This window comes from Pseudomonas sp. BR20 (genome assembly GCF_050780135.1).
Classification (GTDB): Bacteria; Pseudomonadota; Gammaproteobacteria; order Pseudomonadales; family Pseudomonadaceae; genus Aquipseudomonas.
The window spans coordinates 1437539-1462066 of the sequence record NZ_CP172012.1 but is presented as its reverse complement, the minus strand read 5'-3'; the positions used below and the strand labels follow the sequence as shown (position 1 = coordinate 1462066).

The following is a 24528-nucleotide window of genomic DNA, read 5'->3' as shown; positions in this document are numbered from 1 at the left end:
ATGACCCTCTATCGCCGCCGCGCCAGCCAGTTGGCCTTGGGGTTCATCACCCTGTTGCTGGCCTCGACGCTGATCTTCCTGTACATCAAGTCGTCCAGCGACCAGGCGTCTTCCTACACCCACTCCCGGGACCTGATCCGGCAGCTGCAACAACTCAACGCCCAGTGGGACAGCGAAGTGCTCAAGGCCAGGATCGCCATCACCCACAATTACGACCCCCTGGTGGCGCCTCTGACAGAAATGACGCGGCTGTGGGCCGAGCTGGAAGCGCACGACTCGTACCACAGCCCGCAAGACCTGCCCGCCTGGCAAGCCAGCCGGCAGGCTTATCAAGCGGCCATCCAGGAAAAGGCCCGGCGCATCGACCAGTTCAAGTCCCACAATGCCGTGTTGCGCAACTCCCTGGCCTTCCTGCCGACCGCCGAAGACGATATCCAGGCGCAGTTCAACCAGGTGAACGACGATACAAAACCGCAACTGCAAAGCGTGGCCACCGACACCTACGACTTGCTGCTCAGCAGCCTGGAATTCGCCCTGGTCACCACCCAAGAGCGCGCCGCCGACATCCTCGTCGGCCTGGGCAAGCTGGCCGTCAACAAGGAACTGCTGCCCAGCGAGTTCCGCGCCCCGGTGGAGATCCTGAGCAATCACATCGAACTGATCTTGCGCGAGCAGCCGGTGGTGAACACCTTGCTCGAAGAGATCGCCGCCATCCCGGTTGCCGAACGCCTGGATGACCTGACCAACCACCTCAACCAGGACCAACAGGCCCTTGACCTGGTCGAGCAGAAATACCACCGCTACCTGCTGGTGTTCTCGACCCTGCTGGTGGCCTTGCTGCTGTACCTGACGATTCGCTTGCTGCGCAGTTTCGCCGAGATCAACCGCGTCAATCGCGCCTTGCAGGCGGTGAACGAAACCCTGGAACAGCGCGTGGAGCGGCGCACCCAACAGCTCAAGAATGCCCAAACCGAGCTGATGGACAGCGCGCGCCAGGCCGGCATGGCAGAGATCGCCACCAACGTGCTGCACAATGTCGGCAACGTGCTTAACAGCGTGAACATCTCCGCCGACCTGGTCACCCGCAAACTGCGCAGCAGCAAGGCGATGGGCCTGGGCAAAGCCATGCAGTTGATCAATGAGCGCCAGGCCGACCTGGGTACCTTTATCACCGAGGATGAAAAGGGCAAACTGCTGCCCGGCTACTTGAACCAGTTGGTGGACGCCATTGCCGTCGAGCAACAAGGCCTGATCGAGGAACTGGCGCAGTTGAGCAAAAGCGTGGACCACATCAAGGACATCGTCTCCACCCAACAATCCTATGCGGGTGCAGCCTCACTGAAGGAGCCGGTGCAGATCAGCACCTTGATGGAAGACGCCCTGCGCATGAACGCGGGGGCACTGAGCCGGCACAATGTCACGGTGGTCAAGCACTACGGGCAGGTTCCGGAAGTCCTCGGCGACAAACATCGCTTGCTGCTGATCATGGTCAACCTGATCAGCAACGCCAAGTACGCCATGTCCAACCTCACCGACCGGCCACGGCAGATGACCCTGACGGTCCAGCAGCTGGATGAAGACACTCTGCAGATCAGCGTGAAGGACGAGGGCGAAGGTATACCCGCAGAAAATATGACGCGCATCTTCACCCACGGTTTTACCACCCGCAAGGAAGGCCACGGCTTCGGCCTGCACAGCTGCGCACTGGCCGCCGTGGAAATGAATGGACGGCTCACCGCCCATAGCGACGGGCCGGGCCAAGGTGCGATATTCACCCTGACAATCCCCCTCACTCCTGCCGGAAGCCCCGTATGAACCAGCCTCCCAACCGGCGCATCCTGCTGATTGATGACACGCCGTCGATTCACGACGATTTCCGCAAGATCCTGATGCCTGCCGTTGAATCCAACCAGGTGCTGGACGACATGGAGTCGGCACTTTTCGGCGATACAGCCAAAGCCCAGGCCCAGGTGTTCGACCTGCACTCGGCCTACGGCGGCGAAGAAGGCCTGCAGTTGCTCATCACCGCCATGGCGCAACAAAAGCCCTATGCCCTGGCGTTTGTCGACATGCGTATGCCCCAAGGCTGGGACGGTGCGAAGACCATAGAAGAACTCTGGAAAGTCGCCCCCGACCTGCAAGTGGTGGTGTGCACCGCGTACTCGGACTATTCCTGGGAAGACCTGCTGGATCGCCTGCACGGTCATGATCGCTTGCTGATCCTGAAAAAGCCGTTCGACAACATCGAAGTCCAGCAGATGGCCAACACCCTGAGCAATAAATGGGACATGGCCCGTCGCGCCACCCTGCAAACCACCCAGCTGGAACGGCAGGTGGAACAACGCACGCAAGCGCTGCAGCAGGAAATCGAGGAGCGCAAGCACCTGGAAAGCCAACTGGTGCAGTCGGAAAAACTCGCCTCGCTGGGGCAGCTCGCCGCGGGCGTGGCCCATGAGATCAACAACCCGGTAGGCTTTATCTCGTCCAATCTCAGCACGCTCGACGGCTACTTCAACCAGTTGCAACAGATGCTGGAGGCTTACCAGCAGGCCGAAGAAACCCTCGCCACGGGTGAACAGCACGCGCAGCTCAAGGCATTGCGCACCCGCCTGGAACTGGACTTTCTACAGGACGACATTCCGATATTGATCCACGAGTCCAAGGAAGGCATCGGTCGCGTGGCGCAGATCGTCAAGGACCTGAAAAACTTTTCGCGGGTGGACAACGACCAGACCTGGCAATTCGCAAACCTGCAACAAGGCATCGATTCGACACTGAACATCGTTGCCAGCGAACTCAAGTACAAGGCCGATGTGGTCAAGCACTACGCGCCGCTGCCAGAGATCGAATGCCTGGCCTCGCAGCTCAACCAGGTGGTGATGAACCTGGTGATCAATGCGGCGCAGGCCATCGGGCCGGAACGCGGCATCATCACCCTCAGCAACGGTGTGGAAGGCGAGAACGTGTGGCTGGAAGTGGCGGACAACGGCTGCGGGATTGCCCCCGAGGCGATACAGAAAATCTTCGACCCGTTTTTCACCACCAAGCCGGTGGGCGAAGGCACGGGGTTGGGGCTGTCACTCTCCTACGGCATCGTCAAGAAACACCATGGAGATATCTCTGTCAGCAGTGAGCTGGGCAAGGGGACGACGTTTCGCGTGGTATTGCCGATTCGGCAGACGACGACGTAGGACACACCCTCCGCGAACTGAACGTAGGCCGCTTGACGCTCAGCGGCCCCGCCAGTAAGGACATCGCTCGAATGCGGGGGATCAAATCCCAGTCGGCGCTGTTTTCAGTGCTCCTGCAAGCCCGGCAGCGCAAACGAACGTGCCCCCCAGCGCCTGGGTCAGCCCAACATCGACTTGACCGACTTGGGCGTGGACTCGTTATGGGCGACCGCTTGCCCGTATCCGTTCATAACCGACAACCAATCGCCCCTCGTGGCCCCCGCAATCGCTGTAGCCAAACCCGTCTTCAGGGTTTTATCAAGGCCGCTCTTCAGCCCTTCCATCATCCCGTCTACGCTGCCATCTGACTTTTCCACCCCATGAAGCATGTTGCTCAAGCCGGGAATAAACCAGGTGTGCCGAGCAATGTCGCCACTCGCCTTTTGTATCCCGCTGCGCTCCGCGGCTTCGGGCGTCTGCGCCGATGGAGCCCGGTGAGTCGAACCCAATGACGGTGCCAGTTGCCGATCGAGCCTGGACTTGACCAACGCGTTGTCATTGGACATGGCGGGTGCAGATTCGCGGCGTGTCGACGTATAGAGCGGCGCGCTGTCTGACGCAGAATGAGGCGTAGTAGAAGGCACCTGCGGCGGCTGGGCAAAGCGTGCCAGGAGATCCAAAGAGGTCAGGGCAGTATTGATATTCATGGTCGGCTCACTTTGGGAAAGGTGGAGGAACTCCCGTTTAAGTGGCCAGGGGCGACCTATGAGTTCCGCGCGCCAAGGCCTCTGAAATGGGCACCTGCGTGGCCAAGCCTTGGCCGCGATTTCGCAGCAGACGCAGCATGAACGATCAACCTTTGAAAAAAACTGCTCAGAGCGTTGATCTGCCTGCCCTCGCAACCTGTTATTTCTGACAGTAGACAGACCCTTTTCCCGACTCGACACTCCACACAAGCAACACGATTGCATGCCGGTGGCGTGCTGAACGTGAGGCCTGGCCCCTCATCGTCGAAGGAAAGGACACCATGTCTACGCGCCGCGAGTTCCTCACATTCGCTTCACTGGGCGTCCTGCTCATGCCTCTGGGCAGGGGTGCCCTGGCGGGCAATACACCCGACCAGTCACGCGCTTTTTCCTTCGAAGACTTGATCGAACAGGCACAAGCCGATGCCTTGAAACCCTACACCTACCCCAGCACCGCATCGGCCACGCTGCTGGCGAGACTCGACTACGCCACCCACGGCCGGATCCGCTTCAAACCCGAGCGCGCCCTGTTCGCCAAAGGCCCGGGTAAGTTCCCTGTGACCTTCTTTCACCTGGGGTCGTTTTTTCGCACGCCCGTAAGGATGTATGTCCTGGACAACGGCGTCGCCCGCGAGATCGTCTACGACCCGGCGCACTTCGATATGCCAGGCGACAGCCCGGCCCATGCCTTGCCCCGTAACAGTGGGTTCGCCGGTTTCCGTATCCAGGAAAGCCGCCTGGGCGACCAGGCCAGACTGGCGTGGCAACAAAACGACTGGGTGGCCTTTCTTGGCGCATCGTACTTCCGGGCCATCGGCGAGTTGTACCAGTACGGTTTGTCGGCACGGGCTATTGCCCTGGACGTGGCACAAGCCGGCAAGGCCGAAGAATTTCCCGACTTCACCCACATCTGGTTCGAGCCACCAAAGCACCCACACGCAAACGCCATGACCCTCTATGCGCGGCTCGATGGTCCCAGTATCTGCGGCGCCTACCGTTTCGAGATCCACCGCACACAGGGCGTGGTCATGGACATCGACTGCACGTTTTTCCTGCGCAAGAACGTCAGCCGGCTGGGCATTGCGCCGCTGACCTCGATGTTCTGGTTCAGTGAAACCGCCAAGCGCACCGCCGCCGACTGGCGCCCCGAGGTCCACGACAGTGACGGCCTGGCGCTGTGGACCGGCAGCGGAGAACGTATCTGGCGCCCCCTGAACAACCCGCCGCGCACCCTGGTTTCAGCATTCAGCGATCATCAACCGAAGGGCTTCGGCCTGTTACAGCGCGACCGCAATTTTGACCACTACCTCGATGGGGTGAATTACCAGCGGCGCCCCAGCTTGTGGGTCGAACCGTTGGGCGATTGGGGCGAAGGCAGCGTGCAACTGATGGAAAACGGTACCGACGACGAGATCCACGACAACATCGTCGCAATGTGGGTGCCCTCGGCGCCAGCCGAAGCGGGCAACCGCTATGCGCTGCGCTATCGCCTGCACTGGCTGGCCCGGGAGCCCTACGTCTCGCCACTGGCAGTGTGCGTGGCCACACGCCTGGGCAAAGGCGGCCAACCGGGCCAGCCGCGCGCTGTGGGTGTGCGTAAATTCGTGGTCGAATTCCAAGGCACACCCTTGGAAAAACTCGCGCCGGGGGTCAAGCCCGAGGCCGTGATCAGTTGCTCCAGAGGCGAGCTCAGCCAGGTTTTTACCGAAGCGGTACCGGACGACGTCGCCGGCCATTGGCGAGCACAGTTCGATTTGAGCGTCGACGGCAAGGACCCGGTGGAATTGCGCCTTTTCCTGCGCCTTGACGGCCAGCCGCTGTCAGAGACCTGGCTGTATCAGTACCATCCCTTCAATTCGGAATCGACGGCAATCGGTACCCCTTCAACGGCTGACACCGGCAATCGTCCGTGAGGCTCTGTAGCACATTGGCACTGTTGTACCTGGCGTTCAGTATCAGCGGCCGCGCCCTTCACGCGGGCGAGCAAGACCCCGTCGAGCGCTTGTTGCAGCAGATGACACTCGAAGAAAAAGTTGGCCAACTCAACCAACTCGGCGTCCAGGACACGCCTACCGGCCCCGTCATTGACCAGGGCGAACTGACGCAACTGCCCATGCACACCGTTGGTTCGGTCCTCGGCGTCTACGGTTTCGAGCGGACTCGCCGGTTGCAGGAACACGTCGTCACACGTTCGCGCCTGCATATACCGTTGTTGTTTGCCTTTGATGTGATCCACGGGTTTCGTACCGTATTTCCCGTGCCGCTGGCAGAATCCGCGGCCTGGGACCCCGACCTGGCGCAACGGACCGCTCGCGCGGCGGCCGTTGAAGCGACGGCCAGCGGCGTGCATTGGACCTTCGCCCCGATGGTCGACATTGCCCGCGACCCGCGCTGGGGTCGCGTGGTGGAAGGTACCGGCGAAGATCCGTTCCTGGGCGCGGCGCTGGCCAGCGCTAAAGTGCTGGGGTTCCATGGTCCCGGGCCTCCAGCCCCCTCATTTATGCTGGCGACCGCGAAACACTTCGTGACCTACGGCGCGGCCGAAGGCGGGCGCGACTACAACGTCGCTGACGTGTCGGAACGCACGTTGCGGGAAGTGTATTTGCCGCCTTTCCAGGCGGCTATAGCAGCTGGCGTCGATGGGATCATGCCCTCGTTCAACGAACTGGCCGGGACGCCCCTGCACAGCAACACCGCCCTGTTGACCGGCGTGCTGCGCAATCAATGGAGGTTTCGCGGCCTCATCGTCAGTGACTTCAACGCCATTTGGGAGCTGAGCCAGCACGGCATCGCAGGAGGCCCGGCCGACAGGGCAAGGCTGGCGTTCAACGCCGGCGTGGACATCGACATGGCCAGCCAGACTTACCGCCAATACCTGCCCACGCTGGTGCGCAATGGCCAGGTCCCCCTGACCGCCGTGGACGATGCGGTGCGCCGCGTACTCCAGGCCAAGCAGCGCCTGGGACTGCTTGAAGATCCCTACCGCTACAGCGACGAGGCACGGCAACGGGCCAATGTGCTGACACCGCAGCACCGGGCACTGGCGCGCGAGGCCGCGCAGAAGTCGATCGTCTTGTTGAAAAACACCGACGCTCTGCTGCCGCTGTCCAAGCACCTGCGTAACGTGCTGGTGGTCGGCAGCCTGGCCACGGATGCCGAGGCTACGATCGGCCCATGGGCCTTGGCGGGTCATCCCGAAGATTCGATCACGGTCTTGCAGGGCATACGCCGCGCTGTCGCGCCTGACACTGAGGTGGTTTACCTGGCCGGCGCTTCGCCCATCAGCAACGAGACTCAGAACCTTATCGAGCTCCAGCAGGCCGCCCGCGTTGCCGAGGTGGTGGTCGCCGTACTCGGCGAGCACGCAGATCAGAGCGGCGAAGCCCGCAGTCGCGCGAATCTGGGCTTGCCGGGTGGCCAGGAGGCGCTGTTGCGTACCCTGCTGGACAGCGGCAAACCCGTGGTCATCCTGCTGATGAATGGCCGCCCGTTGGTGCTCTCGCAGACCGTGCGCCAGGCGCCGGCGCTGCTGGAAACCTGGTTCCTGGGCAGTGAGATGGGCAATGCCGTGGCCGACATCCTGTTCGGTAACGTCAACCCCAGCGGCAAACTGCCGATCACGTTCCCGCGCAGCGTGGGGCAGATCCCCCTCTACTACGCGCACAAGCGCACCGGTCGTCCGCCCGGCGGCGATGAGAGGTATGTCTCCGGCTACATCGATGAGCACTGGGCACCTCTGTACCCCTTCGGCTTCGGCCTCAGCTACACCTCGTTCAGCTACTCCGCGCCGCGGCTCAGCGCACAGCGGCTGGCGTCCACCCAAGCGTTGGCCGTATCGGTCACCGTCACCAATACCGGAGCGCGCTCAGGCGACGAAATCGTGCAGTTGTACCTGCGCGATGATGTCGCCAGCGTGACCCGCCCGGTTCGCCAATTACGCGGCTTTCGCAAAGTGCACTTGGCGCCCGGCGAGGCTCGGGACCTGACCTTTACCCTTGATCAAGAGGACTTCGCCCTGCTGGACCGCGATTTTTCGCCGGTGGTTGAGGCCGGCACGTTCACCGTCTTCGTCGGGGCAGATTCGACCACCGAAAACCAGGCCCGGTTTGAACTGACCGATAGCCGCGCATTGTCTATTTCGGGCCAGTCTGTCCCATCACGGGGATCAAACTGAGCACACCTGCAGGTTGTCTGGCGTTTCGTTACTGGCGCAGAATGCCGGATCGACCTGAGAGTCCGAACCCAAGGAAACCGTATGAGCCTGTCCTTGCTAAGCCGTTACGCCTTCTTTGCCGTGTGCGTCATTTTCACCCTCGCCAGCCTCCCCTTTATCCAACACGAATGGCTGTGGCCCATCACCCTGGTCACCGGTGTGTTGAGCCTGATCGGTATTTTCGACCTGTTGCAAAGCCCCCACGCGGTGCGCCGCAACTACCCGATCCTGGGCAATATCCGTTACCTGGTAGAAGCCATCCGCCCGGAAATCCGCCAGTATCTGCTGGAGTCCGACAGCGACGCCCTGCCCTTCTCGCGCTCGCAGCGCTCGCTGGTGTATTCGCGCGCCAAGAACGAAACCGCCGACAAACCCTTCGGCACCCTGATCGATGTGTACCAGCTGGGTTTCGAATTTATCGGCCACTCCATGCGCCCCGCACCACTGAGCGACCCCAGTGCCTTTCGCGTGATGGTCGGTGGTCCGCAATGCACGCAGCCGTATTCGGCGTCGGTGTTCAATATCTCGGCGATGAGCTTTGGCTCGTTGAGCGCCAACGCGATTCGCGCGCTCAACCAAGGCGCCAAGCTCGGCAATTTCGCCCATGACACCGGCGAAGGCAGCATCAGCCCCTATCACCGCGAAAACGGCGGCGACCTGACCTGGGAATTGGGCAGCGGCTACTTCGGCTGCCGCACCAGCGACGGCCGCTTCGACCCGGAGCGCTTTGCGGTGCAGGCGCAAAACCCGCAGGTGCGCATGATCGAAATCAAGATGAGCCAGGGCGCAAAACCCGGCCACGGCGGTATCCTGCCCAAGCACAAGGTGACTAAAGAGATTGCCGAAACGCGCGGCATCATGATGGGCGAAGACTGCATCTCGCCGTCGCGTCACAGCGCCTTCTCCACCCCTGTCGAGTTGATGCAGTTCATCGCGCAACTGCGCGAACTGTCCGGCGGCAAGCCGGTGGGCTTCAAGTTCTGCCTGGGCCACCCGTGGGAGTTCATGGGCATTGCCAAGGCCATGCTCGAAACCGGCATCCTCCCGGACTTTATCGTGGTCGACGGCAAGGAAGGCGGTACTGGCGCGGCGCCCGTGGAGTTCACCGACCATATCGGCGTGCCGCTGCGCGAAGGCCTGTTGTTCGTGCACAACACCCTGGTGGGCCTGAACCTGCGCGACAAGATCAAGCTCGGTGCCAGCGGCAAGATCGTCAGCGCCTTCGACATCGCCAGCGTGCTGGCCATCGGCGCCGACTGGGCCAACTCGGCGCGTGGCTTCATGTTCGCCATCGGCTGCATTCAGTCCCAAAGCTGTCACACCAACAAATGCCCGACCGGCGTCGCCACCCAGGACCCATTGCGCCAACGCGCCCTGGTGGTACCGGACAAGGCCCAACGCGTGTTCAACTTCCACCGCAACACCCTCAAGGCCCTGGCCGAGATGCTCGCGGCGGCAGGTTTGGACCATCCGTCGCAGCTGTCGGCCAAACACTTGGTACGGCGCATGTCGGCGACCGAGATCAAGCTGTTCTCGCAGTTGCATGTGTTCCTCAAGCCTGGCGAATTGCTCACCGGCGAGGTCACTGGCGAGTTTTATTCACGCATGTGGCAAATGGCGCGGGCGGACAGTTTTGAGCCCCATGAAGTCGACGCTGCTTAAAGGACCCAGATCGTGTTGAAAGTCATCGCCGAAGATTTCATCAAACCCGAATACCTCGACACCGTGCGCCCCTGGTACGCCGAACTGGTGGAAAAAACCCGCCAGGAACCGCTGTGCATTTCGTACGATCTGTTTGTCGATCAGAAAGACCCAGGGCACTTCATTTTCATCGAGCAATGGCCCGACCAGGCCGCGCTCGACACCCATTGCCGGACCGAACACTTCACCCGGCTGGTGCCGCAGATCAACGAGCACCAAGCCAAGCCGTGCACAGTACTGTTGATGAATGCGTTCTAGCCCACCCTTTCCCCGCTGAACCGGACCACCGACGGCATCGTTGAAGCAAGGAGATTCACATGCCGTTACTGGACTTCGCTGCAATCGCCGGGCTACTGGTGATCAGCGGCCTTTTACGCCTGGGCATCGCTGATGAAGAGATCCACGTAGAGGCGGGTCAGATGTACCTCGTGAAAGCGGACACCGTTCATGCCGTACTTCCAGGTAGCCGGGGCACCTTAATGATCATTGACGCCTAGAGACATTCAGTAATACCCAACCTTTGCAATTACTTACAAATAACGCCAACCTGCGCCCGCCCGACGTGCGGCGTACGACGACGCGCGCGTTCGCCTGTCATTACTAAACCTTTTGTTCAAGAGCCCGCTGCCATGCTGAACGGACGCGACCCACGCATCGATTTTTTTCGGGGCCTGGCGTTGATCTTCATTTTCTGGGATCACGTCCCCCACAATCCTCTCGGCCAGATCACCCTGCGAAATTTCGGCTTCAGCGATGCGGCGGAGGTCTTTGTATTCCTCGCGGGTTACGCCGCCGTCCTGGCCTACGGCAAGATCCTGCAACGTGACGGCTACTGGATTGCCGCACTGAAAATCCTGCGCCGCGCCTGGGTGTTGTACGTGGTGCATATCTTCCTGCTGGCGATGCTGATGGGCATCGTGTTCTTCGCCAACAGCCATGTGGAAACCCGCGACCTGGTCGAGGAGATGGGCCTGACGCACTTCGTCACCCACCCGCAACAGGCCCTGACCGATGAGTTGCTGCTGCGCTTCAAACCCAACCTGATGGACCCGTTGCCGCTGTACATCGTGCTGCTTGCGGGATTGCCGCTGGTGTTGCCGCTGCTGTTGCGCAAGACCTGGCTGGTGGTGGCCGCGTCGGCGACCGTGTACCTGCTGGCGCCCTGGATGGGCTGGAACCTGCGCGCGATTGCCGACGGTGTGTGGTACTTCAACCCGGTGACGTGGCAGTTCCTGTTTATCCTCGGTGGCGCGGCGGCGCTGCATGCCAGCCAAGCGCGCCCGCCGGAACAGCGCCCGCTCAAGCGCCAGCCGTTGTTCCTGGCGGCGGCGGTGTACACCGTGGTGGCGTGTGTGCTGACGCTGTCGTGGCGCTGGCCCGAGGTGCATGACGCGGTGATGCCGTCCTGGCTCAGCGACCTGATCTACCCCATCAGCAAGACCAACCTTTCGCCGCTACGCCTGCTGCACTTCCTGGCCCTGGCCTATGTCACCGCCAAACTGTTGCCGGGTCGCGGCTGGACGCAAAACTGGCTGGCCGAGCAAAGCTGCCGCATGGGCCGCTACTCCCTGGAGGTATTCTGCCTCGGGGTGCTGCTGGCGCCGCTGGCAGACATGCTCAACGCCCAGGCCGAGGATGCCTGGCCTATGCAGATTTTCAGCGCACTGCTGGGGCTGGCGCTGATGGCCGGGCTGGCGGCGTGGCTGGAGTTCAACAAGCGTCTGGACCAGACGCTGCGCGGCGATGCACCGGCCTTTAAATAGATAGCCCCGGCGCCGGCATGCGCGATGGTTCCATCTGCCTTCCACTTATCGTGAAAGGTAGAGCGCATGCCGACTCATCAATTACTCAACGGCCTGTCCGGCAATCTGCAATCAAGTACCGCCTGGTCCCAGCAACAGGCACTGGCACTGATCCAGCGTAATGTCCTGCAAGCCCTGGAGGGCCTGGACGCCGAGGAAAAACCACGTTTCCTGCGCTTGCAACGCAACGCCCTGGCGGCCCTGGCCGCGGTTGAGGCCGAAAAGGAGCGGGTGGTACGCAGCTTCAAGACAGATGGTCTGGCGCAGTTGCGTAACCGAATCGGTGGGCGCGATCCAGAGCACTATCGCTTCGAGACCACCTACCTGGAAAAGGTCGAGCAACCCTTGCCCTGGGACCGGCAGCCGGGCAGCCACGTCCGCGTGCCGCGTCGCTCCGATAGGGATCTGCGCAACATCGAACACGTCAAGAGCCTGTCGTTATGGGAAGCCGCCTGCCTGAATTTTGGTTTCACCACTTCGATCCGCCAGAACTCCGGCTACAGCCTGGTGGACGCCAGCCGCGTCGTGGGCGAAGACGGTGATCTGAGCCTCACGGCGCAGGCATTCATCGCCATTGCCCGCGAGCTGGACCTGGGCCACCAACTGCAAGTGAAAATCCAGGCCACCCTCGGTGAGAACGGCACGCTGCGCCGGCTGATGGGCGAGGCGGCGCTGGCGCTGTTGCAATTCGATGTGCTCGACGCCTGGCGCAACCGCGCCCGCAACGGCCTGACCCGCGAGGTGTATGACCGCCTCTCGACATCGCTCGAAGGCAGTGGGCCGCAACTGCCGGTCGACAGCCTGAGCCTGACCTCCGGCGTCACGCCCATCATCGCCGTGCCTTTCGTCCCCTGGGAAAGCGCGATTCCCGTACCGCTGCTGCTGATCAGGGTGGCCAGCCTCGGCGTGCTGTCCTATTTTCCGTTCCGCCCCGGCGGGGCGTTGCGCCACCACAGCGACGCGCGCGCGGCAGAGGCGGATTTTCGCCAGCAGTTGCTGGACAGTCACCAGCAAGGCGACCTGGGTTGGTTTTCCCAGCAACTGCCGTTGGTGGGGCTGTCGCTGTTCCAGTCGTTGCTGACCCAGGCGCCACGCCCCGAGGGCATGAGCTGGCTGGCCGGGCGGCTCTACGATGGCTTTCACACGGCGTTCCCGGAGCGGACGCTCAACGATATGCGCTTCTCCACCGACCCGCATACCGGCCCCGCCGTCACCCTGGTGCAAGCCCTGACTTACCGGCAGATCCAGCGCTGCCAGGCCGATCTGGACACCCTGGCCAACAGCCGTTCCGAAGCCGATTGGCAAGCGGTCAAGGACGCCACCGCCGCCATTGCCGCCGAAGTCCTGCAACTGCTGCTCACACCCCTGCCCGGCGGGGTCACGGGCATGAACCGGGTCATGCAACTGGCAGTACTGGGCAGCATGACCTACAGCGTCAGCGCAGGCCTGGATGAAGCGGTCAAGGGTGATGCCAGCAGCTTCGCCTCGACCCTGAGCGATGTCGCCGACCTGGCCATCAGCGGGCGCTTGATCAGCGTTGCCGGCAGCGCCCATCGCCAGCGCATGCGCGAACACCTGCACCGGCTGGGCAACCCGCGCAAAGTCACGCGCCCCGACGGTGTGGATGAACTGTGGAAACCCGACGCCCGCCCCTACGCCCACAGCCAGCAATACCTGCTCGAGGGTAAACGCGCCGACGCCCTGTGCGTGTTCACCGTACAAGACCGGCAATACGTCAAGCTACACCATGACAACCAGACCCTGGTGGCAGAGGTCGTCCACGACCAGGTCTCGCAGCGCTACAGCCTCAAGCGCAGCAGCAGCGGGTACAAGCCGCCGATTATCTTCAACCCGGCGCTGCAAGCCTGGACCTTCGACCTGCACAACACCCAAGCCCTGTCGGATACCCAATTGCTGCAGCAGATGCTGCCCAACAATGCATCGGTTATCGCCCAGGCCGATCTGGAACGCACACTGCGCAGCACGGCCACCTCCCGCGATACCCTGGAGCATGTGTGGCGCGGCGAACCGGCACCGTTGAACCTGATCGAAGGCGTGCGACGCCTGCAGGCCGACCAGGTGATCGAACACATCATCAATCGCTTTCATGAAGCTGGCTACCTGCCCCCCTATGGCGAAAGCGTGGTGTTATGCCTGCTGACCCAGCTCGCCGATTGGCCCAGCGCCGCCCTGCTGAGCATCAAGGACCCGCAACGCAGCGTGATCGCAACCTTCGGCAAGACCGAGCAGCCGATGCCCGGCTCGACGACGATCACGATCATCCGCAGCGCTAACGGCAGCTACCAGGCCGAAGGCGATCACGGCCAGCCGCCCTATCGGTCCGAACCCCTGTTGAGCCTGGTCATCAGCCTGCAACCGGGCACCTCACAACTGGGCTTCACGGATCAACCCGACGCCACGCCTGAACAGCGGATCATGGCGGTACGGCGCGACGTTGCCGCCCTCGCGCGGCGCGAACGCCTGGCATTGTTCGCCGCCGTGGTGAATTACGCCGGTTATGAAAAACATGAGGCATTGCCACCCACCAATGTGCGGCGCTTCCTGCCACTCAAGGCGTCAGCGCCGGCGGTCGCCGTCACTCCACTGCTGAAAAAATTGCGCGACCTCAATAACCCACTGTCACCGGCCATGCTGGAGCGTCTGTTGGCACAGCATCCGCTGACCCCGCGCCAGCAGCAGGCCTACTTACGAGAAGGAGGACTGCCGACGGTCTTTGCCGAACTGCTGGATAACCATCGCACCGCGCTGCGTATCGACGCCGCGATCGACGCGCTGTATCACCCGCGCCAGTTCAACAACGATGCCGATCAATGGGCCAGGGAGTTCGCCTCGGCGTTGATACGCCAAAGTCTCAAGCGCAATTTCGTCATCACCGAAGTGGTTGCCGGCCGTATCGCCAAGCCGTATGCCAGCAGCGGTCCTGACGACCTCACAGTAGAGCTGCGTCACTACGGCGAGGGCGTCTATGAAGCCTACGATATGCACAATGCCGGCACGATTGCGGTATCGCTGGCGGTGGACAGTTTCTACCTGGCCATCAGCTCGGTGCTGCAACCCCATGAGCGGCAACAATTGGGCATGCGCAGTGCATCCGACGCCATGGGCCTGCGGGTCACCTTGGGCGACTACATGAGCAACCAGCGCGGCCCGGAGGGTTTTGTGAGGCTGGCCGACGGGTCGCTGGCGCAGTACGAGCATACGCTGTCACTGCCGACCCACCTGCGGCCGGATGCCCTGGGCATTTTCGCGCTTGGGGGCGAGCACTATCTGCCTCTGTTCGGTTCCTGGTACCGGATTGTCCATGACACGCGGACCTTCAAGTGGCGGCTCAAGCACCCGCAAAAGATCGGCGTCGACACGCCAACCCTGGAGCACAATGGCGACGGCGCCTGGCGCCTGTCCAGCGAGAATCCCATGGGGTGGGACGACCACAGCCTGCTCTATCGTCTTGGGGGCGACCACTACCCATTCCCTCGGGATACCGCCCGCACCCTTCTCGCCCTGACCGACACCCCGGCCCACGTGCTGCGCCAGGCACACCGCAGCGGCCGGGCGGCGCCGCCGCTGCTGGCCGATACCTGCAAACGCCTGCGTATCGACCAGGAAATCAACCGGTTCATCGAGGCAATGTATGAGTTCCCCGGCTCCCCTTCCGCGCGCCCGGACCTGCAATTGCTGGTGATCTCCAGCCTGCCCGGCTGGCCCGACAGCCACGTGCTGCAGATTGTCGACAGCAATGATCGTGTCACCCACCAATACCCTGAGCATCGGCGGCCCAACGACCAGGTCGTGAAGGTCACCGATGCGCAGTTCAAAAGCGCCAGGCTGCTGGACGCCATCGTCCCCCACGACGATGTGGTCCAGGGCCTGCTGGGCCGGCTACCGAAGACCCCGGAACAGCGCCGGGTCGAGCTGATTACGCAAATCGTCGAGTACACCGACCGGGAGCGGGCGCAAATCCTCAAGTCCCTTTACCGACGCAGCGAGTCCGAAGGCACCGAGCAAGAGCGCCGCTTCAAGACCCGGCATCCAGACCTGCCGACCCGCACGGTCAAGGCCATTCTTGGCCACGCCTCGCCACGCGAGCTGAAGCAGTTGCATGAGAAAAACCAGCTGAGCCTGCGCCTTTCGGAACAGGCGCGCCTGAGTAGCCACGAGTTGCGCTTGAATCGCGCCTTCGAAGGCTTATATGCAGACGCCTGCGCCAATGCCGACAGCGACCGGATCACCTTGTACCTGCTGCGTTCCCTGCCGGGTTGGCCACGGAGCCTGCGCATCGATATCCGTGAACGGGACAACGAGGGGCGCCTGCTGGAAACGGCGGGGTACCTGGTGGGTTCATCACGCAAGACCGTGGCCCGAACCACCCACGGCTATCAAGCCTATGACCAACAGGGCCGAGCCTTGGGCCAGCCTTCGATCAGACTGCTGCGAGTCATTCTCAGCACCTTGACTGCCGCCGAGCAGGCCGTCCTTGAAGTGGACACCGAAGCCGGTATCGCCGACCTGCGCAACCAGCTTGCCGAACTGGCCTTCGCCCGTCGCGTGGACATCAAGGGCCTGCTGGACATCCCGCACCTGCAGCCCTGGATGCAACCGGCCATGGGGCTGGACCGTTCGTTTCTGGTGTATCCGCTATGGCGCCAGATCCAGTCTTTTTTCGGCCCCCGACCGCCGAGTCTGGTGGCCAAGGCCCAGGAGCTTTACCCCAGCTTCAACAACGACGACGCACGGCGCTTCTTGCGGTCGTTGAACATGACGGACCCGGAAATACTGATCGAGCTGGAGCGCCGCCAGGCCGAGTACCAGGCCATGGATGTGGAGCTTTCCCGCTGGAGTGAAACCTTGCTGCCGGCTGACAACGCACTCAATGACCCCTTGGGCATGAACCGTGGCCGGCGCCGCCATATCGCCTACCAACTGCGGGGCGCATGGCGGCGCGAAAACGCGACGTTCTATATCGCCGGCCTGTTCAACGTGCCGTCACTGGAGTTGCAACTGGACGATGAAGGTCTGCCGCCGGGGTCTTTCCTGACGGGTACCAGCGGCTTCAGCCACATTGAATACCTGCGAATTTCCGGCAACACGTTCCCTGCCACGGGGGCGGAATTTCTCAGTAAGTTCGCCCAGCTCAAGGCATTGCGCGTCGACTGTCGCCTCACGGACTTGCCCAGCGCGATCACGGATATGACCACCCTCACCCACCTTGACCTGAGTGACAACGACCTGCGTTTGACCGAAGAGGCCGTGCAGCGCCTGGCAAACATGGTCAACTTGCAAAAACTCGACCTGAACGACAACCCGGACCTGACCCTCACACCGGATGTCAGCCGGATGCTGCAGATGAATACACTGCGCCTGGCCAACACCGGCATCACGCAATGGCCCATCGGGGCCAGCGCGCTGCCGGTGCTTACAGAGCTGCACCTGCAGGCAAACGGGATCACTACCGTTCCCGAAGAAGTCTTCACCAACCCCTGGCTGCAAACCGCCAATCGCAACACCCTGCTGCACGAAAACCCGCTGTCGGTGGAGACCCTGGAGAGCATCGACGCCTACCGGATTGCCACGGGTATCCGACTGGGTGGCCAACTGCGTACACCGGCCCATGCCCCGGCGGCGCCGAACGACCTCGATACCTGGCTGACCGGCGTGGCGGCGCAGGACGTGGCCGCCCGCCAACAACTGTGGGAGCAGTTGAAGGCGAATGAAACGGCAAGTGCCGATGATGTGTTCCGGGTCCTGCGTGACCTGAAGAGGACCCACGCCTACCGCAGCCCCGCGTCAAGAACACGGCTGACCGAGCGGGTCTGGACCCTGCTGCTTGCCATGGGCGAGTCGACGCAACTGCGCAACACGATCTGCCTCAATACCTACGGTTCAGGCAATTGCGGCGACAGCGTGCTGCTGGCCTTTACCAACATGGAGCTGCATCACCGTATTCACCAGGCCAAGCTGCAACCCAGGAGCTACCTGGCCGACAGGGCCTTGCTGGAACTGGCCAAGAGTTGCTTCTACCTCAATCAGCTCGATCACTTTGCCGACCAGTTCGTGCTTGCGCGCGAGCGTGCCGACCTGGACGTCGATCCCGCCGAGGTGACCATCTACCTGCGCAGTAAACTGGCGCGGGAATTCAACCTGCCGTTTTATCCACTGGAGCTGCTGTACAGCGTGGATGACTATGTGACGCCGGCAGTGATCGACGACGCGCGCCGGACCCTGCGCAGGCTCGGCCAGTCACCGGCGTTGCAGGAGGCGATCGTAGCCACCGAGTTCTGGATCGAGTACCTGGCCAGCAGTGAGCCGGAGGCGTTTTTCACCGTCAAGGACACCATCACCTACAAAGTCAGCGTGTTGGATCAGACGTTTTCGGACAGGCGTTCGGATGAATACCTGGAGCGTCGCCAGCAACTGGCCGACGAGGAAGCCAACGAACACAACCGCCTGGTGCGGCAGTTGACCGAGGGCACGCAACGCACGTTGCAGCGGGTCTGAGACAGTGCGGGCCGACCTGTCGCGAAACAGGCCGGCCCGCGCTCAAGGGATCACACCGACGGCTGTGAACCCTGGGCGACCTGGGTCGGCTGCAGCTTGAACACGTAGAACAACACGGTCAGCAGTACCAGGAAGGCCGGTCCCACATAGAGCGCCACGCGGGTATCCGGGAAGTACGCCATCAGGGCCACCACCAGCACCAGGAACGCCAGGGCCAGGTACGAACTGACCGGGTACAGCCACATGCGGTACTTGAGGGCTTTCTGTTCGGCCGGGCTCAGGCTGCTGCGGAACTTGAGCTGCGCCAGCAGGATCATGACCCACGTCCAGATCGCACCGAAGGTAGCGATGGACGTGACCCAGACGAAGACTTTCTCCGGCACCAGGTAGTTGAGCAACACGCCCAGCAGCAAGGCAAAAATCGACAACAGCAGTGCCTTGCGCGGTACCCCGTTGCTCGAGGTGGTACCGAACGCGGCCGGTGCCTGGCCGTTCTGCGCCAGGCTGTAGAGCATGCGCCCGGTGCTGAAGATGCCGCCGTTGCATGACGACAACGCTGCGGTGATCACCACGAAGTTGATGATGCCGGCGGCGGTCTTGATGCCCAGGCGCTCGAAGGTCATCACGAACGGGCTGCCCTGGGTGCCGATTTCATTCCATGGGTAGATCGACAGGATCACGAACAACGCGCCCACGTAGAACAGCAGAATGCGCCAGAACACCGAACCGATGGCACGGGGAATGGTTTTCTGCGGGTTCTTCGCTTCCCCGGCGGTGAGGCCGATCATCTCTACGCCCAGGTAGGCGAACATCACCATTTGCAGGGACATCAACACGCCCTGGACGCCATTGGGCATAAAGCCGCCGTGGGTCCACAGGTTGGAAATGCCGAGTGCCACGCCGTCGTTGCCAAAGCCGAACGCGATGATGCCGACGCCGCCGATCACCATCGCAATGATGGTGACGATCTTGATCAGCGCGAACCAGAATTCGAATTCACCGAAGGCCTTCACTGCGATCAGGTTGATGGTGCCCATGCTGATCAGGGCCGCCAGGGCCCAGATCCAGCGCGGTGTGTCGGGGAACCACACGCCCATGTAAACGGCCACGGCGGTAATCTCCGCCACGCAGGTCACCAGCCACAGGAACCAGTAGTTCCAGCCGGTCAGGAAGCCCGCCAACGGGCCGAGGTAGTCCTGGGCATAGCGGCTGAACGAGCCGGCGACCGGGTTGTGCACGGCCATTTCGCCGAGGGCGCGCATGATCACCAGGATGGCCAGGCCGCCGATGATGTAGGAGAGCATGATGGCCGGGCCGGCCATTTCGATGGCCTTGGCCGAGCCAAGGAACAGGCCGACACCGATACAGGCGCCGAGCGCCATCAGGCGGATATGCCGTTCGCCCAGTTCGCGTTTGAGCGGGCCGCCCGAAGCGGTCTCGCCATGGGGCAGGTGGTTGCCGACTGGCATAGGGATACAACCTCGTCTTGTTATTGGATATGAGCCTCCGAGTCCGGCACGCCACGGCGGGTGCGCCATGGGGTGCCGTCTCCGCTTGACCTTTTGGGTCAAACGGTCTGGCCGGGCCAGATCAGGGGGGTGCAGTATAAAAAGCTCAACCCAGTGATTTTCACTCTATAAACGGCAATATTCAGCGGGAACTCCCGGAAAACTCCGATTGCGCGGTTGGAGTATCGCACGGCAATGGTGCGTCATTTCAAGCCGCGCCTATTCGTCACGCCTCCACTGCGGTGCGTCGAAGAACAACTTGCGGGCCATGCGCAGGTTGATTTCGCCACGATGGATCTCCAGGGCCTGCAAGGCCCGCCCGCCCTGCCCGGCCTGGATGCTGGCAAACGCCTGGGCCTGCGCCTGGGCCTGGGTTTGTTTGCCCATGCGGTGTTGCTCCGGGGTCTTGAGGTGCGCCGCAGTGAAATGGTCGTCCGGCCCCGCCTGGCGTTCATAGTGGAAATGCGCGTACCACAGGGGCTGGCGCGTGTGTACATCCACCACCCCATAAGCCTGCAACCAATCATTGGGGCGTGCGGCCAGGGCGACACGCCCGCCCTGCCGGAAAATATTCGCCTCATGATGGCTGACCAGCACGTCCACCCCGGACTGAGTGGGCAGGCGGGCCTTGATCGCATTCAATCGAGCCTGCAGGCCCTGCTCGGATAAACGACTGGCCGCAGCCCGCAGTGCGTCGGCTTCGGTCCTGGCCCGCGCCCGCTGGGTGGCAGCCAGGCGCGCCGGCTCGCTGTGCTGAAGGTGGCGCTGGATGGCCTCGGCACACTGGCGCAACTTGTCGGCGCGCTGCTCCAGGATGTCCTGCAGCGACTGTGGTTCGTTGGCCCTGCGCGCCATTTTCAGGACTTCGCCAATGGCTTGCTCCACCGCAGCCCGCAAGGCCTGGCCCTGCTCAATCAAGCGACTGAGACTGGGCATTGAACCTGCACGCCGGGGAGCCGCTTTCTCGACCGGTTCCCAGATCCCATCGGCGGCCGGGGTGAACGAGGCAATCACGCTGTTCCGGACATCCAACACCTCTGCCACCTGCGTCGGCTGCTCGCCAGTCGTCATCTTGAGTTGAGCGACATACAAACCCTGATTGCGTGTGCGAATGATATTTTTGCGCGGTGCACGAGGTGCCGGTGCCGGGCGTGGCGCAGGGTTCGCGGGCATCAGGGCCGCAGACAGCTCGCGTTCGACATCAGCGTGCAGTTGGGTGAACAGCTGCTGCAATTTATCCAGGTAATCGAGATGGAATTTATCCGGCTCCATGGCCCGCCAGAATTCGATGCGGTCATCGGTCTGGGCGTAGACACGGTTGAAGCTCTCCAGCAACTCGATGCGTAACTCCGTGCTATGGGGCGCCAATTCGTCCAGTTGCGCCTGGGACCCGCTGGCCCAACGCGCGCGCTGAATGGTGTCGTCCAGGCTTTGGAAAAAATCTTCATCCAGCCTCGGCCCTTCGGTCTTCAGCGCCACCGCCCACAGGGCCGTCACCTGCAACGACTGCAGTTCCAGCACCGTCGGCCCCACCAACTCGCTCTGCCGCAAGGCTTGGGCCCTGTCCCGCCCGAACTTGGGAACCGCTTCCAGCTCTTGCAGCAAGTTGAGTTCCTGAGTACGCCAGCGGATCGCATTTTCGTTGCTGTCAGCCAACTGCCGCAGCCCTTCCATCAACACCTGGTGGGCCTGTTGATTGACGTCCCAGGTGGCCTCGTCCTCACTCAGCGATTGCACCCGGTCCAGCACCGGTACCAATCGGGCATTGATGGCGACGGTCGTTGCCCGGGCGTGCATCAGCAGTTGCCGCAGGCTGAGGATCAGCCCCTCGAGCGACGTCGACAGTTCACGTTCATAGCCCGCTCGGGGCTTGAGCAGTTGCAGCGCCTTGAGGCATTGCAGTTCCAGCAACGACGCCTCCAGCTTGCTCTGCAACTCCTGGGTATAACGACTGCTCGCCGTGGCGCGCTGCTGGTCGGTGACGCTGGCGGCATCACTGGTCTTGAGGGTGTAGGCCACGACCATGGCCCGATTCGCGGTTTCCCGACGCTGGCCGTATTGACGATAGTCCCGCTCCAATTGCTCGTGACGCGACTCAGTGTCCGCCCCTGCCACCGGTGTATCGGGCTGCCCGCCGATCAAGCGCAGACGCAGGCTCAAATCCACGTCCCAATAGACACTGTCCACCAACTTGAGCCAAGGCCCGGACACGCGACCATCGGCGCTGATGATCCGCACACTGTTGTCCGTGACCCTGGCCCGGTACAAATGACCGCGTACCAGCACCTGCCACTGCGGCGGTTGCGTGGCGGGGTTGAATAACATCCCATTGAGCCGCCCGCCCACCTGCGCGCCGGGCAAACGTACCGGCCAAGGCAGGGCAAAGGCCTTGAGACTCAGCTGCTCAAGGCGGGCTTTCAAATCCGCTGTCAGGGTGTCGCGGGCATTGCTCCAGCCACCGGGGGCGCGAAGTTGCACGTCGAGTGGGCCACGCACCAGGGTTGCCGGCGCGAGCCTCGGGGGGGTCGGCGCGAACGCCGGGTGTTGCAGGTCCAGGGTCGACGGCCACTCGTGGGGCGAAGCCCGGTGCGCGAGTATCAGCACCAGGTTGCTCAACAGGTCCATCACACCCGATGCCTGTAAGGCCGGCTGGTTGCCGCTGATGGCCTGCACGTCCTGCTGAACACTGTCCATCACCTGAACCATCCATCCCACCAACGCCACCGGTCCCCTGAGGAACGGCAACAGGCTGTTGAACAGCAACCAGCCGCCTTCCTTCAACGTCGCCCAGCGCTGCTCGGCGTTGGACACCGATTGGCGTCGGGCCAGACTGATCAGCGCCTGGACCGTGGAAGCAAATACCTGAGGCAGCGGGTCAGCGGCCAGCGGTTGCTTGCTCAAGCGCGCCGGCGCCGGGCGCTCGGGCACGCTGAACTCATCGCCGGCCAGGAAGCGCCGCACATGCGGTTCCTCGAAACCGCCGTTGGCATACACCGCCTGGCGTGTCGCGGGGAGCCAGGCCAGTACCGTGTCCTGCAGTTCGCCGGGAGCCTTGATCGCATCGAACAAGGCTTGAGCCGTTGCGAATTCACGCAGGCAGGGACTGAACAAGGGCCGGTAGAGCAGGTGCGGCCCCTCCTCGGACTGCCGGGGGCCAATCACATACAGATTGACCACCGCATCCGACGATGAGGTCGGCGTGGCCTTGAATGTCAACGGCCAAAACGCCGCCTCCGGCTGCTGCATCACGGCCGCCTGCACCAGGCGATAACCGGCCTCGGTCAAGCCGTGCTCGCCCTTGATCTTCATCTGCAACGCCAGCAGCGGCAGTTGTGCACCGACCTGCCGGGTGAACAACGCTTCACGGCGCTGCCGCTCAGCCGCATCGTCCACCAGCGTTTGCTGGAGCAGCGCCGGGTAGGTTTGCCCGATATCCACCTCGGTCACACATCCCTTGAGCAACGTTGCCGTCAGCCAGTCGGGGGCGGGGCTGCCGTTGAGGTGGATCGACGACGGCAAATGGGGAAAACCACCCAGGTTCGCCAAGGCCAGGTCCGTAAGGCTCAGGCTCACCGGGTGCACCTCGCCCGTGGCAAACCCGCCCGGCGTCATCGCCGCCGTCACGATGTGGTAAGTCAGTTCGATGTCCTCCGGCTCGATGCCGTCGGCCCGGCGATCCTTGCGCAGGCATTGCTTCAGAGCCTGTGCGGCAAAGGTACGCAGCGGCGCGATGCCGTCAACAAAGCTACGCCCGCCGGCTGCGGCCTGCGCCACGACCAGTGCCTGAAGCGCACGGGCGTACGCCAGGCTGTCTGCCGCCGACGCATGGATCAGCCACAGCGGCAGTTGGTCCTGCAAGCGCAGTTGAAACGGGGTCAGGACTGACTCAAACCAGCGCGAAGGATCAGTCACATAATCGAGCATGTGCTGAAACTGCGCGGGCGTTCGGGGCACCGTGAGGTCGATGGCCAATACATCCGCCCGCTGACGCTCGGCATAACTGGCGGCCAGCGCATCGAACGGATCCCCCCAGGGCACCTGGACAAACCACTCGAGCGTCGGGCCGACCAGGCGCTGGCTGAGGTAGTCGGGAATCAATGGCTCGATGTCCTCCAGGCGGGCGAGCGGGTGAAGGCCGGTCGCCGGGCTGAACAGCAGCAAGGTAGGCAGCTCGGCACCGGGCAACCGATGGGCGAGGATCAGCAGCGGCAGCATTTCCGAGGTCTGTGAACCTTGCGGCCTGACATGTACGGTCTGGACCTGCAACGTTGCGCCGTGCAGGCTCCATTCGCGATCCGGGCGACCGGCGCGTAACGCCGTGCGGGGGAATAACCGGGCAAATTGCTGCTCATCCATCCCCGGCGGTTTCTGGCTGTCATACAACAAGGCCAGGCAGTCATCGGACAGGTAGGCCCATCGTGTGGTGTTCACCGGTACCGTTGCCCGCCACCACGCCTCCAGCCGCTCCAGCCAGGCCTGCAACAGGTTCGGCCCGAGCTGGTTGACCACCTGCTCGATAGCCGCCAAGGGCGGGCCACCGGGCACATGGATTTCTCGTTGACGCAGGCATACCTGATGGTAGTCCTCGATATACCGCATCGGCCGGGCACTGGTCAGGCGCACCATCACCTCGTCGGCAAGCAGGCTGTAGTGGTACTGGTCGGCCTGCATCGGGGTGCCGATGGCCACCCGTTCGGCCAGCAGGTTGAAGGCTGGGAAACGTCGATCGAGTGTGGCCTGCACCTGCGTGATCGCCACCTCCCGCAGGGTGGGGACGTTGGAAAACAGCGTGAGAACTTGCTCGATATGGTTACGACGCAATGAAGGTGTTTCAGGCATGGGCTGGACTTCCTTGTACGGACGCTGGAATCG

Annotated in this window: 12 protein-coding genes; 9 read left to right on the top strand and 3 right to left on the bottom strand. The window is 62.6% G+C overall.

Annotated features, from left to right (window positions below; all coding sequences use genetic code 11):
- Together ACHPFG_RS06515 and ACHPFG_RS06510 are read left to right on the top strand one after the other, a co-directional pair.
- On the top strand, window positions 1–1815 hold the full coding sequence (locus ACHPFG_RS06515) for a DAHL domain-containing protein (protein WP_431701881.1): 1815 nt from the start codon (window positions 1–3) through the stop codon (window positions 1813–1815).
- A complete protein-coding gene (locus tag ACHPFG_RS06510; RefSeq protein ID WP_431701880.1) occupies window positions 1812–3191 on the top strand; it encodes an ATP-binding protein in 1380 nt (459 codons plus the stop codon). Before ACHPFG_RS06515 ends, ACHPFG_RS06510 begins: the two co-directional genes overlap by 4 nt.
- A gap of 158 nt (window positions 3192–3349) precedes the next feature.
- Here ACHPFG_RS06510 and ACHPFG_RS06505 read toward each other — a convergent pair whose 3' ends face one another.
- A complete protein-coding gene (locus tag ACHPFG_RS06505) occupies window positions 3350–3877 on the bottom strand; it encodes a hypothetical protein (protein WP_431701879.1) in 528 nt (175 codons plus the stop codon).
- Between the two features lie 371 nt (window positions 3878–4248).
- Between ACHPFG_RS06505 and ACHPFG_RS06500 the strand changes: the two genes are divergently transcribed.
- From ACHPFG_RS06500 to ACHPFG_RS06470, 7 genes are all read left to right on the top strand, one after another.
- Complete coding sequence (locus ACHPFG_RS06500) at window positions 4249–5829, top strand: glucan biosynthesis protein (RefSeq protein WP_431703446.1); 1581 nt, start codon at window positions 4249–4251, stop codon at window positions 5827–5829.
- 14 nt (window positions 5830–5843) lie between these two features.
- A complete protein-coding gene (locus ACHPFG_RS06495) occupies window positions 5844–8090 on the top strand; it encodes a glycoside hydrolase family 3 N-terminal domain-containing protein (protein ID WP_431701878.1) in 2247 nt (748 codons plus the stop codon).
- A gap of 81 nt (window positions 8091–8171) precedes the next feature.
- Window positions 8172–9791: an FMN-binding glutamate synthase family protein gene (locus ACHPFG_RS06490; RefSeq protein ID WP_167654799.1), complete on the top strand. Its 1620-nt coding sequence runs from the start codon at window positions 8172–8174 to the stop codon at window positions 9789–9791.
- A 12-nt stretch (window positions 9792–9803) separates the two neighbouring features.
- On the top strand, window positions 9804–10088 hold the full coding sequence (locus ACHPFG_RS06485) for a putative quinol monooxygenase (RefSeq protein ID WP_131697407.1): 285 nt from the start codon (window positions 9804–9806) through the stop codon (window positions 10086–10088).
- A 59-nt stretch (window positions 10089–10147) separates the two neighbouring features.
- Window positions 10148–10327: a hypothetical protein gene (locus tag ACHPFG_RS06480; protein WP_431701877.1), complete on the top strand. Its 180-nt coding sequence runs from the start codon at window positions 10148–10150 to the stop codon at window positions 10325–10327.
- Window positions 10328–10459: 132 nt separating this feature from the next.
- Window positions 10460–11593: an OpgC family protein gene (locus ACHPFG_RS06475; protein ID WP_167654798.1), complete on the top strand. Its 1134-nt coding sequence runs from the start codon at window positions 10460–10462 to the stop codon at window positions 11591–11593.
- A 66-nt stretch (window positions 11594–11659) separates the two neighbouring features.
- Complete coding sequence (locus tag ACHPFG_RS06470; RefSeq protein WP_431701876.1) at window positions 11660–18148, top strand: NEL-type E3 ubiquitin ligase domain-containing protein; 6489 nt, start codon at window positions 11660–11662, stop codon at window positions 18146–18148.
- A 50-nt stretch (window positions 18149–18198) separates the two neighbouring features.
- On the opposite strand, the gene ACHPFG_RS06465 is transcribed toward ACHPFG_RS06470, so the two are convergent.
- Both ACHPFG_RS06465 and ACHPFG_RS06460 read right to left on the bottom strand, forming a co-directional pair.
- Window positions 18199–19617 carry an amino acid permease gene (locus ACHPFG_RS06465; RefSeq protein WP_339541644.1) on the bottom strand — a complete coding sequence of 473 codons (1419 nt, stop codon included), beginning with the start codon at window positions 19615–19617 and terminating at the stop codon, window positions 18199–18201.
- Between the two features lie 258 nt (window positions 19618–19875).
- Window positions 19876–24495 (bottom strand): hypothetical protein, encoded by a 4620-nt coding sequence (locus ACHPFG_RS06460; protein WP_431701875.1) that lies wholly within the window; start codon window positions 24493–24495, stop codon window positions 19876–19878.
- Window positions 24496–24528 lie beyond the last annotated feature (33 nt).